11 protein-coding genes and 1 pseudogene are annotated in these 13,950 nt (G+C 71.9%); 4 read left to right on the top strand and 8 right to left on the bottom strand.

The annotated features are described in order from the left end of the window. Positions 1-577: 577 nt before the first annotated feature. Positions 578-904, bottom strand: coding sequence for a hypothetical protein (locus tag L2C96_RS11335; RefSeq protein WP_020421512.1), 327 nt, complete (start codon positions 902-904; stop codon positions 578-580). A 144-nt stretch (positions 905-1,048) separates the two neighbouring features. Next, on the bottom strand, positions 1,049-1,720 hold the full coding sequence (locus L2C96_RS11330) for an ANTAR domain-containing protein (protein ID WP_020421511.1): 672 nt from the start codon (positions 1,718-1,720) through the stop codon (positions 1,049-1,051). A gap of 175 nt (positions 1,721-1,895) precedes the next feature. Between L2C96_RS11330 and L2C96_RS11325 the strand changes: the two genes are divergently transcribed. Continuing rightward, complete coding sequence (locus L2C96_RS11325; RefSeq protein ID WP_237336104.1) at positions 1,896-2,885, top strand: hypothetical protein; 990 nt, start codon at positions 1,896-1,898, stop codon at positions 2,883-2,885. 4 nt (positions 2,886-2,889) lie between these two features. On the opposite strand, the gene L2C96_RS11320 is transcribed toward L2C96_RS11325, so the two are convergent. After that, the gene (locus L2C96_RS11320) at positions 2,890-4,464 is read right to left on the bottom strand and encodes a putative glycoside hydrolase (protein WP_020421509.1); all 1,575 of its coding nucleotides are present in this window, start codon (positions 4,462-4,464) and stop codon (positions 2,890-2,892) included. A 128-nt stretch (positions 4,465-4,592) separates the two neighbouring features. On the opposite strand from L2C96_RS11320, the gene L2C96_RS11315 reads away from it, so the two are divergent. Next, positions 4,593-5,618 (top strand): polysaccharide deacetylase family protein, encoded by a 1,026-nt coding sequence (locus L2C96_RS11315; RefSeq protein ID WP_237336103.1) that lies wholly within the window; start codon positions 4,593-4,595, stop codon positions 5,616-5,618. 49 nt (positions 5,619-5,667) lie between these two features. Further along, positions 5,668-6,421 (top strand): annotated as a pseudogene (locus L2C96_RS11310) (IS5 family transposase). A gap of 36 nt (positions 6,422-6,457) precedes the next feature. Here the strand turns inward: L2C96_RS11310 and L2C96_RS11305 are convergent. Genes L2C96_RS11305 through L2C96_RS11290 form a run of 4 tightly spaced genes read right to left on the bottom strand, consistent with a single transcriptional unit; the run spans position 6,458 to position 10,263 of the window. Continuing rightward, complete coding sequence (locus tag L2C96_RS11305) at positions 6,458-7,048, bottom strand: GTP-binding protein (protein WP_026153485.1); 591 nt, start codon at positions 7,046-7,048, stop codon at positions 6,458-6,460. Further along, positions 7,029-7,403: a DUF742 domain-containing protein gene (locus L2C96_RS11300; protein WP_017984828.1), complete on the bottom strand. Its 375-nt coding sequence runs from the start codon at positions 7,401-7,403 to the stop codon at positions 7,029-7,031. Before L2C96_RS11300 ends, L2C96_RS11305 begins: the two co-directional genes overlap by 20 nt. Further along, positions 7,403-7,813 carry a roadblock/LC7 domain-containing protein gene (locus L2C96_RS11295; protein ID WP_020421504.1) on the bottom strand — a complete coding sequence of 137 codons (411 nt, stop codon included), beginning with the start codon at positions 7,811-7,813 and terminating at the stop codon, positions 7,403-7,405. The genes L2C96_RS11300 and L2C96_RS11295 overlap by 1 nt, the downstream gene beginning before the upstream one ends. Further along, a complete protein-coding gene (locus tag L2C96_RS11290) occupies positions 7,810-10,263 on the bottom strand; it encodes a sensor histidine kinase (protein WP_237336102.1) in 2,454 nt (817 codons plus the stop codon). Before L2C96_RS11290 ends, L2C96_RS11295 begins: the two co-directional genes overlap by 4 nt. A gap of 674 nt (positions 10,264-10,937) precedes the next feature. On the opposite strand from L2C96_RS11290, the gene L2C96_RS11285 reads away from it, so the two are divergent. Then, the gene (locus L2C96_RS11285; protein WP_237336101.1) at positions 10,938-12,239 is read left to right on the top strand and encodes an amidase family protein; all 1,302 of its coding nucleotides are present in this window, start codon (positions 10,938-10,940) and stop codon (positions 12,237-12,239) included. A 209-nt stretch (positions 12,240-12,448) separates the two neighbouring features. Here the strand turns inward: L2C96_RS11285 and L2C96_RS11280 are convergent, their stop codons facing one another. Further along, positions 12,449-13,927, bottom strand: a complete 1,479-nt coding sequence (locus L2C96_RS11280; protein ID WP_237336100.1) for a coiled-coil domain-containing protein — start codon at positions 13,925-13,927, stop codon at positions 12,449-12,451. Between the last annotated feature and the right edge of the window lie 23 nt (positions 13,928-13,950).

Genomic DNA, 13,950 nt, shown 5'->3' with positions numbered 1-13,950 from the left:
GACGGCTGCGGCGCTGTCCCGCTGAGGGCAGGGTGCCCTTCGAGGGGAGGAGCGCGGCTTGGACTCCGCGACTGCATGCCGCGGTAGCCGAGTGCGCGGGATGGCTCGCTCGCGACGGCTGCGGCGCCCCTGCCTTGACGCCCACAAGAAGGGGTTCACAGGCCGGCGAGCCCCGGTCTGAGCGAACTTCATGCCGACCGGGCCGCGCCGTCCTGGTGAGCGCGCCGAAAAATCACCGCCGCCAAAACCCCCTCCTCGGGTGAGGCCGAACGGACGCCCGCCCCGGGCGCCGGCCCTCGCGCCCCGGACGCCCGCCCCGGGCGCCAGGCACGCCGCCCCGGGCGCCCGGCCCCACGCCCCGGGGCGCCAGCCCTCACGCCCCGGGGGCGCCAGGCATCACCGCCCCGGGGCGCCAGGCACGCCGCCCGCGGCGCCAGGCATCACCGCCCGCGGCGTCAGGCATCACCGCCCGCGGCGTCAGGCATCACCGCCCGCGGCGTCAGGCATCACCGCCCCGGGGCGTCAGGCATCACCGCCCGCGGCGCCAGGCATCACCGTCCCGGGCGGCCGGCCCGCCTCACGGCTCCGGTTCGTCGTGCCGGTGGTGCCGCCCGCTGGGCGACAGGTGGTGCCGCCACCGCGCCGGCCGGTCGGTCTCGTGCCGGTTGCCCGATCTCGAGCCGTTGCCCAGCACGTCCGAGGCGGCCACCCACCGCTGCGCGCCGTCTTCGTCGGTCATCGGCACGCGCAGGCCGTCCTCGCCTGCCCGGCACTCCCCGGACACGACACCCACGCGCACGGTCACCTTGTCCGGCCCGTCGTCGTCGCGGTCGAGGTACATCAGCCGTTCGCCGACCGGGAAGGCGTCCGCTTGCAGTTCGTGGTCGTGGGACGTCGTCGTCATCCGGTGCTCCCCTCGCATTGTCAATTCCAACAGCGGGTACCGCCGGGGTCCGGAGCGGATTCCTCGTCCGCCGTCTGCCTGCCTCCTGGCGACGGCGGAACCCGATGCTAACCGGCGATTGTCCGGAACACGACCCTTCGTCCTTCAGAAATCGTTCGAGCGCACCGGGTCGCGACCGTCGACGATGGCCCGCGCGAGGTCCGCGACCCGCTGGTTGTGGTCGCGCGCGTACCGCCGCAGGCCCTCGAACGCCGTGTCCACACCGATCTTGTGCCGTTCCGCCAGCATGCCCTTGGCCTGCTCGATCACGACCCGGCTGTCCAGCGCGGTCTGCAGGTGCCGCAACCGCACGCCGAGCTGGTGCAGATCCCGTTGGTGGGCCAGGCGAAGCGCGGCCGCGTGCGCCAGGCGCGGCCCAGCGGGGTGGGTATTTCCGCCGACGTCGAACAGGCACAGCGCGCCGAAGACCTCACCGTCGGCGTCGATCGGCAACGTGTGTACCGAGGAGTAACCGGCTTCCTTGCAGGCCGGGGAAAACCGCGGCCACGGGCCGTCGCCCGATGATCCACTGTGGAGGCATTCCGGGGCAGGCCCCTCGCCGAGTTCGAGCTGGAGGCGCACCAGATCACGCGCGGCCCCGGTGCCGGCGGCGATTTCCACCGGCTCGGCCGGGAACGACACCAGCACCCCGGCGTCGCGCGCGGGCACGAGGACGGTGGCGCGCTCGGCGAGGTCCTGCGCGAACCGGTGCACGTCGAAGCCCTCGGATTCGCGCGCCAGCAATTCGAGCAGGGCGTCGATCAGTTCGGTGCGCATGGGCCGCCCTCCCGTGTCCGTGAGCCGTACCCGCGTCCGGCTTGCCGCGAACTGGGCTGATCGGGTGAACCACGATCCGTGCCCGATCGGCTCCCGCTCGTTCTTGACCAGCGTTTACGCCCCCATCACGGGCGATAGTGCTTGTGTGACGTGCATTACAGTTTTACCGTGTCGCATGACCACCGCGTTCGACACCGCCAGGGCGATCGGCGACGCCGTCCTGTACCGCCCGCGGACGCAGGACTGGCGGTTCGGGGTGCTGATGCCGCCGGCGTTCGCGTCACCGCAGGCCGGTGACTTCGCCGACTGCCGCGTGGAGTGCCTGCTGGAACCCCGCTCCCACGCCGTGCTGCACGTGCGGCTGCGGTTCCTCCAGGGGCAGGAGCGCGTCGTGCGCCAGGACGGCGCCGAGCACATCAGCTGGGACGAGGCGGTCGAGCGCGAGGTCGACGCCGTGCTCCCGGTCGCGGAGCTGACCGCCCAGCGCACCTGCGTCCCGTTCGTCGTCGGCGGCGCCGAGCGGACCGAGGTCCTCGGCCCGGCGAGCAGGCTCGTCCGCCGGAGCTGGACGGTCACCGGCGAGCTGCGGCTGAGCGCCCAGGTGCTGGGCGGCCCCCACGGCGGGATCCGGTTGCGGGCCGACGTCGTCAACAACACCGAGTGGTACGAGCCGGACTCGCCGCGGGAAGTCGCGCTCCGGCACGCGATGCTGGCCGCGCACCTGGTGCTCGCGGTGAACGCGGGCCGGTTCGTGTCGCTGACCGAACCGCCGCCGTGGGCGCGGGCGGCCGCCGAGCAGTGCGAAAGCCACCGGCTGTGGCCGGTCCTGCTGGGCGACAACGACGCCGCAGTGCTGGCCGCGCCGGTCACCCTGTACGACCACCCGGTCGTCGTGCCGGAGAGCGAGGAGCGCATCCAGTACGTGCGCCGCGGGCTCCCGGAGGACGTGTGGTGGGACCCGGGCGGGGTGTCGCCCGAAACCGACGAGGTGGTGGTCGCCGGAATCGCGGTGGCCGCCGGCAGCCGGGTACGCCTCCGCGACGGCCGCACCGGCACCGTCCACGCGGTACTGTCCGATGAGGACGGCAGCCTGCACCTGGAGGTCAGGGTGGGCGACCGGTACCACTACACCGTGCCGGACGAGGTCGAACCCCTGCGCGGGTGACCGGTCAGGGCGCCAGGTCGGCCGCGTTGTACTTGCAGGAGGCGTTCCACAGCAGGAACGAGTCCATCCCGTTGGCACGCGCGCCGTCCAGCTGCGCCCGGATCTGGTCCCGCCCGTAGTGGACGGACATGCTGAACGCCTGGATCCACGGGATGATCACGGTCTGCGTCCCGGCGGCCTTTTCGGCGAACGCCGCCAGTGAGCGCTGGGTGATCTCCAGCGGCTGCGACTCCGGGTCGGAGACCCCGTACTCGCCGGGACCCCAGTGTGACGGGTAGATCATCGGCGCGATGTAGTCCACCTTGCGCGCCATGGCGGTGATGTCCTGCCCGATCTGCGTCGGCCGGTTCACCGCGATCCCGAACACCGACGCGCCCAGGTACGCGCCCTCGGCCCGGACCGCGTTGCGGCTCTCCGTGAGGAAGTCCACGATCCCCTCCTCCGGCGTGCCTTCCAGGCCGGGGAACCGCAGCTGCTCGATCGGGCCTTCCGGCCGCCGCACGTAGTCGTAGAGGATGTCGTCGAACCCGGCCCGCGCGGCTTCCGTCGCGAGCGCGATGTTGTACTCCCGCACCTCGCGGTTGGCGAAGTTGGTGAACGCGTACTCGCCGTACCCGCTGGCCCACGGCTGCCCGTCGGCGCTCTGCACGACCCGGTCGCGCTTGCCGGACTCCCACGACGCCCTGGCCAGGATCGGGTCGCGGAACGCGACCAGCCTGCCGACGACGCGGATGCCCTCCTTGTGCAGCTGCTCGACGACCCCGCGCAGGTCGTAGTAGTTCTTCGCGGCGCCGATCTCCTTCGCCAGCGGGACCTGCGAGTTGTACCCGACCTCGCCGCTCTCGTCCTTGATGTCGAGCTGGACCGTGTCGATGAGCCCGTCCCGCGCCATCTGCAGCACCGGTTCCCGCAGCGCCGGGGCGGTCCACGCCACCGCGGTCATGTGCACCCCGCGCATCCCGGGGTGCCGCGCCCGCACCGGGACGCGCCCGGCCGCCCGGTTGCCCGCCGCGTCCTGCGCGCCGATCTCGATCTTCGCCGGGGGAGTCGGGATGGTCGCGGTGAAGTTGCCGAACTCGTTGACCTTCACCTCTTCGCCCTGGACCGTGACCTTTTCCGCGCCCTTCGCCGTGCCGCGCAGCGTCACCGGCTTCCGCGGGTCGCTGATCTCGATGGGCTGGAAGGTCAGCTCCGGGGCGGTGTTGTCGACGGTGAACGTGCGAGTCACCACAGCGTCCGGCAGCCCGGGGACCTCGTTCGGCAGCCGGGCGGCCAGCGTGTGCTCGCCGTCGCCGATCTTCAGCGGCGGCAGGACCAGCCGGCCGCCGTCACGTTTCGTGGTCAGCGGCTGGTCGTCGAGGGTGACCGCGACCCGGTCGAGGTCGCTGTCGCGTGCCGCCAGCACCCGGATGTCACGCAGCGACTCCGCGTTGGTGGTGACGTCGTCACCGAGGCCCTGGATGGCCAGCCCGAACGGGAGCGATTGCACCACCGCCGGTGTGACGGCGATGGCCATCGTGGCGATGATGGCCACGAGGACCAGAATCGAGTTCTGGGACCGCGTCCGGTGCCTGCCCATGTAACCCTCCCGCGCCGGTTGTGCCGAGCAGCGGGCACATTCCCCGGATCAACCGGGTCATTCGGGAATCCATCCCTTCGGGTTACACCCCGTTGCCTTCGTGCTACGCAGGGCGCACGTTGGAAGGCGTGACACCCAAGCTGGCTTCCCTCGTAGCGGTCCTGTTCCTGCTCACGGCGTGCACCACGGTCGTCGAAGGCCGGCCGCACGAGCAGCGCGACGACGGTCAGGAGTGGGCCGCGTTCGCGCCGCTGCGGTCCTCCGCCCCGGCGGTCCCGGCCGAACCGGCGTCGGTGCGCGCGAACGAGCTGGGGCGGGTGCCGGTGCTCATGTACCACCGGATCGTGCCGGAGACCGAGTCGGTCTACGACCGCACGCCGGAGGACTTCCGGGCGGAGCTGGAACGGCTGGACCGCGAGGGCTACGTGCCCGTGTCGGCGGCCGACTTCACCGCGGGCCGCATCGACATCCCGGCCGGCAAGCACCCGGTGGTGCTGACCTTCGACGACGGCGACCCCAGCCAGTTCGCCCTCGGCCCGGACGGCAACCCGGTGCCCGGCACGGCGGTGGCGATCATGCTCGACTTCGCCCGCAGCCACCCGCAGTTCCGGCCGGTGGCCACGTTCTACGTCAACGCGGAGGCATTCGGCGACCCCGGTGGCGCCCGGACCATCCCGTGGTTGCTGGCCAACGGTTTCGACGTCGGCAACCACACCAAGACGCACGCGAACCTGCGCGAGGCCGACGAGGAGACCGCGCAGGCCGAGATCGGCGAGCTGGACGCGCTGATCCGGCGCGCGGCACCGCAGGCGAACCCGACGACGATCGCGCTGCCGTTCGGCATCCACCCGCGGCCGAAGGAACTCGCCTTGCAGGGCAACGGTTACCGCTACCAGGGCGCGTTCCTGGTCGGCTCGAACCCGTCCGCGTCCCCGTTCACCGCCGACTTCGACCCGCTGAACATCCCGCGCATCCGCTCGCAGGGCGCGACGGGCGAGGAGGCCGAATACGGTTCGGCGGTGTGGCTGGACAAGCTCGCTCAGAACGCGGAAAGCAGGTACACCTCCGACGGCGACCCGGCGCGGATCTCCTACCCGAAGTCCGACACCGACGAGGTGGCCGCCAAGTTCCGGGACAAGGTGAACCCGTACTAGAGCGTGCCCTGTAGGGGTTGTGACCTGCGATAGTTGATCAGGACCGGGGGTGGGTAGTGGTGAACTGACCGCCAAGGCCTGGGCCCGGATCGAACCCCTGCTACCGCCGGTCGCGGGCCGGGGCCGGTGCTGGCGCGATCACCGACAGGTGATCAACGCGATCCTATGGAAGCTGTGGCTGCGAACCTGGACCGCGGACGGCACCTGGGAACGCATCCTCGACCACGTGGTCGTCAAAGACGACTCGGTCGGCAACGTGGAGTGGATGATCAGCGTGGACTCCAGCAACGTGCGGGCCCACCAGCACTCGGCTGGGGTCCGCAAAAAAGGGGGATGCGCTACCGGATGGGTCGAAGCCCTCGCCGTTCACGGGGAAGCCCTCGGCCGCTCCCGAGGCGGACTGAGCGGCAAGATCCACCTCGCCGTGGACGGGCGCGGTCTGCCCGTGTCGATCATCCTCACCGCCGGGCAGGCCGGGGACAACCCGCACCTGCTGCCGCTGCTGGACCAGATCGACGTCGGCCGGGACGGACGGGCCGGCCCCGCACCCACCCGGACCGAGTGATCGCCGACAAGACCAGGTCCAGCATCGCCGCGCCAAGGGCGCGGCCGGTGGCCGCCCACCCGCGTTCGACCAGGCCATCTACGCCAACCGGAACGTCGTCGAGCGCTGCTTCAACCGGCTCAAGCAGTTTCGGGACCTGGCCACCCGCTACGCCGAACGCGCCGCCTACTACCGCGCCGAGATCATCATCGCCTCGATCGTGTTGTGGCTGCGTACAGACCTACAGGACACGGCCTAGAGCGTGTCCGTCCACACCGGACGGACAAACGGGCTGCTAGCGTCGCGCGAGGGCCGCGTTCGCCATCACGTGCTGCATCAGGATCACGAGCACCTGCTTGGTCGACTCGCGGTCCCGCGCGTCGCACAGCAGGATCGGCACCGTGTCGTCCAGTTCGAGCGCCGCACGCACCTCCTCGGTGCCGTAGCGGTAGGCGTTGTCGAAGCAGTTGACGCCGACCACGAACGGCAGCCCGCGCCGTTCGAAGAAGTCCACGGCCGGGAAGCAACTTTCCAACCTGCGTGTGTCGGCGAGCACCACCGCGCCCAGCGCGCCCTGCGCGAGCTCGTCCCACATGAACCAGAACCGGTCCTGCCCCGGCGTGCCGAACAGGTACAGGATCAGCTCGGGGTTGATCGTGATGCGGCCGAAGTCCAGCGCCACGGTCGTGGTGGTCTTGCTCTCCACCCCGGTGAGGTCGTCGACCCCGGCCGAGGCCTGGGTGATCGATTCCTCCGTCCGCAACGGGGAGATCTCGCTCACCGAGCCGACCATGGTGGTCTTCCCGACCCCGAAGCCGCCTGCGATCAGCAGCTTCACCACGGTGGCGGAGACGTTCCGCCGGGGCTCAGAGCCTGCGAATGCCATCGAGAACCGCCTGAAGTACGTGTTGTTCCGGGGTGTCGGAGATGGGCTGGGACGTCCGGTAGATGACGTGGCCGCGCTCGATGAGGTCGGCGAGCAGCACCTTCACGATCGGCACCGGCAGGTCCAGGTGCGCCGCGACCTCGGCGACCGACAGCGGCCGCTGGCACAGGCGCACGATCCGGGCGTACTCCGGTGCCATGGTGGCCGCTTCGGCCAGTCCGGGCAGGGCGACCACGAGTGAGAGCAGCTGCAGGTCGATGTCGCCGGCGTGGGTGCGGCCGCCGGTGATCGTGTACGGCCGGGCGATCGGGCCCGCGGCGTCATCGAACCAGGTGTCGTCGTCCCGCCTGATCATCATGGCGTGCTTTGCTGCTCAACTCGTGGCGCCGCGCTCAGCGCCGCGCCGACCCGCTTGACCATCATGTTCATCGCGTAGGCGACGAGGCCCATGTCGACGTCGGCCGCGGTCAGCAGCGCGAGGCAGGCGCCGTGCCCGGCCGTGGTGACGAACAGGAACGCGTGGTCCATCTCCACGACGGTCTGGCGCACCGCGCCGCCGCCGAAGTGGCGCCCGGTGCCCTTGGCGAGGCTCTGGAACGCCGACGCCACCGCCGACAGGTGCTCGCCGTCCTCTTCGGACAGGTTGGTCGACCGGCCGATGAGCAGACCGTCGGCCGACAGCACAACCGCCCGGTCCGCTCCGACGACCTGCTGCAGGAGGTCGTCGAGGAGCCAGTCCAGCTCGTTGATTCCCGCGTTCGTCACGTGTGCTCTCCCAGAATGTCGGTGGTGCTCGGATCCTGTTCACGAGCGCGGCGGGTGCCCTGCTGGAACGCCGAAAGCCGGCTGCGGGCCTGCTCCGGGCTGTCCGAGGGCACGGTGCTGTGGTCGGTGGCGGCGCTGAAGGTGGTGGTCTCCTCGTCCTTCCTCAACTGCGGGGCCAGGTTCTGCTGCCGTCGCCGCCGCGGCAGCGGCGGGCGGTCCGGCGAGATCGGCCCCGCGTGCTGCGGTGGCCGGGACTGCGGTGGCCGCGTGTCGATCGGCACGCGGGTGTCCAGCGGCGGCCGCGAGTCCAGCGGCGCCCGCAACGGCACCTGCGGCCGCTGCGGCGGCGCCTGGTGCTGCTGCAGGGCGGAGTGCTGCGACGGCGCGGGCTGCTGCGGCGGGGCGGGCGGCGGTTCCGGCGGGGCGGCCGGAACGTTGGCGCGGAACAGATCCACCCGCGCCGGAGGCTCCTCGCGGTGCCCGTTGGTGCCGGCCGGCTCGGGTGCGGTGTCGGCCTCCTCCGGCCAGCGGTGCGACGGCACGCTCTGCGCCGGGACCAGCGCCTCCTCGGGCTGCTGCCCGTCCTCCGGCTGCGGCACCGGAGCCAGCAGCTCGGACCGCACGAGCACGATTGCCCGCGTGCCACCGTAGGCGGATTCGCGCAGGGTCACCGAAATCCCGTGCCGGGACGCCAGCCGCGCGACCACGAACAAGCCGAGGCGCGGTTCCGCGGACAGCGCCATGACGCTGAAGTCCGGCGGTTCCCGCAGCATCGCGTTCAGTTCCTCGGCCTGCTCCGGCTCGATGCCCAGACCCTGGTCCTCGATCTCGATGACCACGCCCTTGCCGACGACGTCGCCGAACACCTCGACCCGCGAGTTCGGCGGCGAGAACGAGGTGGCGTTGTCGAGCAGCTCGGCGAGCAGGTGCACGAGGTCGGCGACGACCGGGCCGGCGACCGCGACGTTCGGCAGCTTGCCGACGGTGACGCGCGCGTAGTCCTCGGTCTCGCCGGTGGCGCCGCGGATCAGGTCGGCCAGCGCGACGGGGTTGCGCCACTGCCGTCCCGGCCGCTCGCCGCCGAGGATGATCAGGTTCTCCGCGTTGCGGCGGGCGCGGGTGGACAGGTGGTCCAGGCGGAACAGCATGTCCAGCTGGTCCGGGTCCTCCTGCTTGCGCTCGGCCTCGTCGAGCGCCTTGAGCTGCCGGTGCACCAGCACCTGGCTGCGGTGCGCGATGTTGAGGAAGACCTTCTTGGTGCCCTCACGGGTCTTGGCCTCGTCGACCGCGGCCGCGATGGCGGTCTGCTGCGCCTTGTTGAACGCGTCGGCGACCTGGCCGATCTCGTCGTCGCCGTGGTCCAGCAGCGCGACCTCGGTGTCGAGGTCGACGGCCTCGCCGGTGCGGACCCGCTCGACCAGCTGCGGCAGCTGCGTCTCGGCGGCCTCCAGGGTCTCCTCGCGGAGCCGGCCGAGGCGCTGGATCAGGCGGTTGGACAGGCGCCAGGCGAAGAAGAACACCGCGAAGGAGACGATCAGCGCGGCGGCGCCGGCGATGATCGAGGTGACCAGCGTCCGGTCACCGCTTTCCAGGCCGACGTTCGTGGCGTTGGAGCTCTGCTCGATGTAGAGGCCCATCAGCGCGTTCCCGACCTGGGTCGCGGCGTCGCGCCACTGCGCCTCGGGCACCGGGAGCGAGTCCTGGTTGCCGCGGAGGAAAGCGTTTTCAACGATGCTCAGCGTGTCCCACGCCGGGCTCGCCAGCAGCGCCTCGTACTTGGCGCGCACCGACGGGATCATCTGCGGCGCGGCGACCTCCAGCTCGGCGTGGTAGGCGCCGACCTGGCTGATGTAGGTGCGGAACTCCTCCTCGGACAGACCGCGGCCGGCGATGCCGGCGGCCGCCAGCGCGTCACCGCGGGACATCGCGTCGGCCGCGGTGAACAGCGGCATCGCGGTGACGCGGAGGAACGCGGTCTGCGCGTCCGGCGCGCCCTCGGCGACGCCGTTCAGACCGGTGGCGAACTCGTCGATGATGCGGTTGTAGAAGGCGTAGGCCTCCAGCGGCGACGCCTGCCTGCTGTCGACGCGCTGGCGCAGCTCCGGCAGCTGGGCGAAGTTCGCGCTGGTCTTGGCGATGCTCTGGCGCACCGAGTCCGGCGCGTCGTCGACCATGTCCTGCAGCACGGTGGCCATCCGCGCGGCCGTGGTGTCCAGCTTCGCGCGGGCCTGGATCAGATCCGCGCCGGGCGCGCCGTTGCTCGCCAGCGTGCGCAGGGTCAGCACGCGCTCCGCGCGCACCGCGCCGAAGAAGAGGGCGCCGGGCTCGGCCGAGTCGTGGACCTTCGTCGCGAATTCGCGGGCGTTCACCGCCTGCACGACCAGGTAGCCCGCGAGCGCCACGCCGGCGAGCAGCAGGGCGACACTGGGCACGATCGCGATCGCGAGCACCCTCGACCGGATCGAAGCACGCCGCCTACGTGTTCCGAATACCTTTTTCAACGCTCTGAAGAGCCTTCCCGCAACTCGATGTGATGGCCTCGGCCCCCGGACCCGAGTTGACGCTGCGCACAGGAACCGCGGTGGGTTCTGCGACCGGGAGAGTGAACCAGCCCGGACAAGTATGAGTCAACTTCACGTTCCGTCCGCGCTCGCCGCCTCTCCGGTGAGGGGTCGGGGGCATTGTCAGCCGCGCGGATATTGTCGTCCCGCTATATGATCTCGTTACGTCCCGACCGACGGGCCGCGCAGATCCTTGGCGAGTCCGGGGAATGCCGAAGCGTTCCGCGGGTTCTATTCCGCTGGATGGTCTCGCCGGCTACTCCGGATGGTCGTAGCGGGCGCTGTCGCGCTTGTTCCTTCTGTGATCTCTCACACCTTTATCGATGAGGTACCGGGGTTCCGAACGCGATTCTAACTGTGGCGCAAGGGGTCCTGGCCACCTCGGCCGTCGCGGGTCCTTTTCGGAGGATGGCGCTGATCAGGTCGTCTCACGGTGGGTGCACGCGCCGATCACGTTTCGTGCGCCGGTAACCGTGACGAATCCGACATTACCCGGATCGCTGCGTGATCGGCCGCTCACGCGACCGGCAATTGGGTCGCGAATTGTTCTATAGGGTTTTCGCATGGTGACGGCGAAGGAGCTGGCCGACGCGGTGCGGGCCGGAACGGTGGACCCGGTGCGGGAGACCGAACGGGTGATCGCGGGCATCGAGGCCGCGGACCGGGTGGTGGGCGCGTTCCGCCGGGTGCGGGCGGACGAGGCGGTGGCGGAGGCCGGAGCGCTGCGCTCGCGCCCGGACCTGGCGGAGCTGCCGCTGGCCGGGGTGCCGGTCGCGGTCAAGGACGTCGCCGGGATCGCGGGCGAGACCGTGACGCGCGGGACCGCCACGGCCCGGCCGGCTGGTTCGGACCACTTGGTGGTGCGGCGGCTGCGGGAGGCCGGCGCGGTGGTCGTCGGGATCACGCGCGTGCCGGAGCTGTGCATCTGGCCGATGACCGACTCGCCCGAGGCCGTGACGCGCAACCCGTGGGCGCCGGAGTACACGGCGGGCGGTTCGTCGGGCGGCAGCGCGGCGGCGGTGGCGGCGGGACTGGTGCCGGTCGCGCACGGCACCGACGGGCTCGGCTCGATCCGGCTGCCCGCGGCGATGTGCGGGCTGGTGGGCATCAAGCCGGGGGCGGACGTGCTGGCCGAGGAGGGCTGGTTCGGGATGTCCGCGCATGGCAGCCTGGCGACGACGGTGGCGGACGCGGCGTTGCTGTTGTCGGTGCTGGCGGGCCGGCCGGAGTTCGCCGAGGTGCGCGAGCCGGGTCGGCTGCGGATCGCGGTGTCGACCGAGGTGCCGCTGACGCGCGCGCCGGTGCCGCGCCCGCTGACGGCGGCGGTCGAGCGGGTGGCGGACCTGCTGGCGGGGTCCGGGCATCGCGTGTCTCGCGCGCGGCCGCGGTACGGGGTGGAGCCGGTGGCCGGGATCCTGGAGCGGTGGTTCGCCGGCCCGGCCGAGCAGGCGTCCGAGGTGGACTTCGACGCGCTGCAGCCGCGGACGCAGCGGCACGTGCGGATCGGCCGCGCCGCGCGGCGGCTGGTGACACCTGGTACGGCCCGCCGCTGGACGGCGCGGGCGGCGGAGTTCTTCGCCGGGCAGGACGTGCTGATCACCCCGACGCTCGCGACGATGCCCCCGAAGGCGGCGGCCTGGCATGGGCGGTCGTGCCTGGCGAACGCGCTGCCGTCGGTGGCCCTGGCGGGCTTCACGGGCCTGTGGAACCTGTCCGGCTACCCGGCGATCTCCGTACCGGCGGGCCGCACGCCGAAGGGCCTGCCGATCGGGGTGCAGCTGGTGACCAGCCCCGGCGGCGAGGCGAGGCTGCTGGCGCTGGCCGCGCAGCTGGAGGAGCTGAACCCCTGGCCCCGGTTGCCCTAGCCGGGTGTTGACCGGGCGGGGCTGGGCGGCGCCCGTCGATCAACTGGAGTGGTGGGCGCGAGCCGATGACGGGACCGGCGGTCCGTGCAGCCGCCGCGCTGCCCGGGCAGCCGAGGTGCGGCGCCGCCTCCGGTGGGCTGCGCGGGGCGGCTTCCCACGGGGGCTGAGACCGCCTCCGGCGGCTTTACTTCGTAGTGGGCTGGGGTCGCCTACTTCTTAGTGGACTGCGGCCGCTTGGCGAGCGGCTTCGGCGGCTGCTGCCCTTCCGCCATGGCGGCCGGGCCGGCGAGAGCCGCGGGCGGCTTGCCCGTCACCGGGCGGGCTCCGCCACCGGGCTTCGCGGCCGGTGCTGCCTTCGGCGGGTTGGGCTTGCCGCCTGCCGGAGCTTCACTGGCCGGGCCGCCCTGGCTGTTGGTGTTCGAACCGCCCTGACCGCCCGCGGCCGGTCCCGCTGCCGGGCGTCCGGCCGCTGCGCCGCCGGGACCCGGCTTCGCCGCGCTCGCGGCTGCGCCACCAGCGCTCGGTCCACCAGCACTGGACCCACCGGCACTCGCGCCACCGGCACCCGGCCCACCAGCGTTGGACCCACCGGCACCGGGCCCACCGGCACTCGCGCCACCGGCACCCGGCCCACCAGCACTGGACCCACCGGCACTCGCGCCACCGGCACCCGGCCCACCAGCACCCGGCCCGCCAACCGGCTTCACCACCGCCGTCTTCACTGCCGCGGAGTTCACCGCCGGCTTCACCGCGGGCACCGTCTTCATGCCGTCGCCCGCATCATCCACCGGGCGGCTCATGTCCACCACGGACTCCTCCCGCAGCGGCTCCAGCGTCGACTGGCTGCGGGCCAGCACCTCGTCGGTCTTGCGGAGCCGCCCGGCGACCTCCGTGCTGATCCGCGTCAGGCGCTCCACCAGCTGCCGCGCCTCGCGTTCGCGTTTCTCCGCCCTCGCGGTCGCGTCCTCGACCATCGCGCGGGCCCTCGCGCTGGCCTCGTCGACCAGGCGCTTCGCCTCGGCGGTCGCCTCCGCGATGCGCCGCTCGGCCTGCTGCTTGCTCGCCGTCTGCTGGTCGGCGATGTGCTTCTCCAGCGCGGCCCGCTGCGACGCCATCGACTGCTCGAAGTCGTGCTGCACGGTGCGCCGCTTGCGCTCGGCCTCGATGTCCAGCTGCGTCCGCCGCCGTGTCGCCTCCGACGTCAGGCGCTCGACCTCCGCCTTCGTCGCCTCCAGCGCCCGCTTGTGCTCGGCCTGCAGGGCCTGCCCGTGCGTGTCCAGCTCCGCCAGCAGCTTCTGGTACCGCTCACGCAGCTTCCCGGACAGCTCGGTCGTCGCGCTCCAGTGCTCCTCCGCCGCGACCTGCGCGCGCGACGTGATCTCCTCGGCGCGCATCTCCGCCAGCTCAACGGTGCGCTGCATGCGCTCGTCGAGGTCCTCGACCCGCTCCGGCGGCCGCTTCAGCTCCTCGACCCGGTTGCGCAGCCGCGCGATCTCCCCGCGCGCGCCCTCCAGCTCGCGCGACAGGTTGGACACCTTGGCCATCGCGTTGTCGCGATCAGCCATCACCCGGCGCAGGTTCGCCTCGACGTGATCCAGGTACTGCAGCACCTGGCCGCGGTCGAAGCCGTGCCACACCTGGTTGTACTCACGCCGCAACGGGAGCAGGCTGTCGCGCTCAGAGACCATGCGAAAACCGTACCCGCGCACAG

This window comes from Amycolatopsis tucumanensis, from assembly GCF_021654135.1.
GTDB lineage: Bacteria > Actinomycetota > Actinomycetes > Mycobacteriales > Pseudonocardiaceae > Amycolatopsis_E > Amycolatopsis_E tucumanensis.
Note: the sequence above shows the minus strand (reverse complement) of the source record. Positions and strands in the feature narration are given on the sequence as shown.

Excerpts from the sequence above, each read along its gene's own strand:
- L2C96_RS11320 (WP_020421509.1), bottom strand. The coding sequence starts at position 4,464 with ATGGGCAGGCACCGGACGCGGTCCCAGAACTCGATTCTGGTCCTCGTG.
- L2C96_RS11300 (WP_017984828.1), bottom strand. The coding sequence starts at position 7,403 with ATGATCAGGCGGGACGACGACACCTGGTTCGATGACGCCGCGGGCCCG.
- L2C96_RS11305 (WP_026153485.1), bottom strand. The coding sequence starts at position 7,048 with ATGGCATTCGCAGGCTCTGAGCCCCGGCGGAACGTCTCCGCCACCGTG.
- L2C96_RS11335 (WP_020421512.1), bottom strand. The coding sequence starts at position 904 with ATGACGACGACGTCCCACGACCACGAACTGCAAGCGGACGCCTTCCCG.
- L2C96_RS11285 (WP_237336101.1), top strand. The coding sequence starts at position 10,938 with ATGGTGACGGCGAAGGAGCTGGCCGACGCGGTGCGGGCCGGAACGGTG.
- L2C96_RS11325 (WP_237336104.1), top strand. The coding sequence starts at position 1,896 with ATGACCACCGCGTTCGACACCGCCAGGGCGATCGGCGACGCCGTCCTG.
- L2C96_RS11280 (WP_237336100.1), bottom strand. The coding sequence starts at position 13,927 with ATGGTCTCTGAGCGCGACAGCCTGCTCCCGTTGCGGCGTGAGTACAAC.
- L2C96_RS11330 (WP_020421511.1), bottom strand. The coding sequence starts at position 1,720 with ATGCGCACCGAACTGATCGACGCCCTGCTCGAATTGCTGGCGCGCGAA.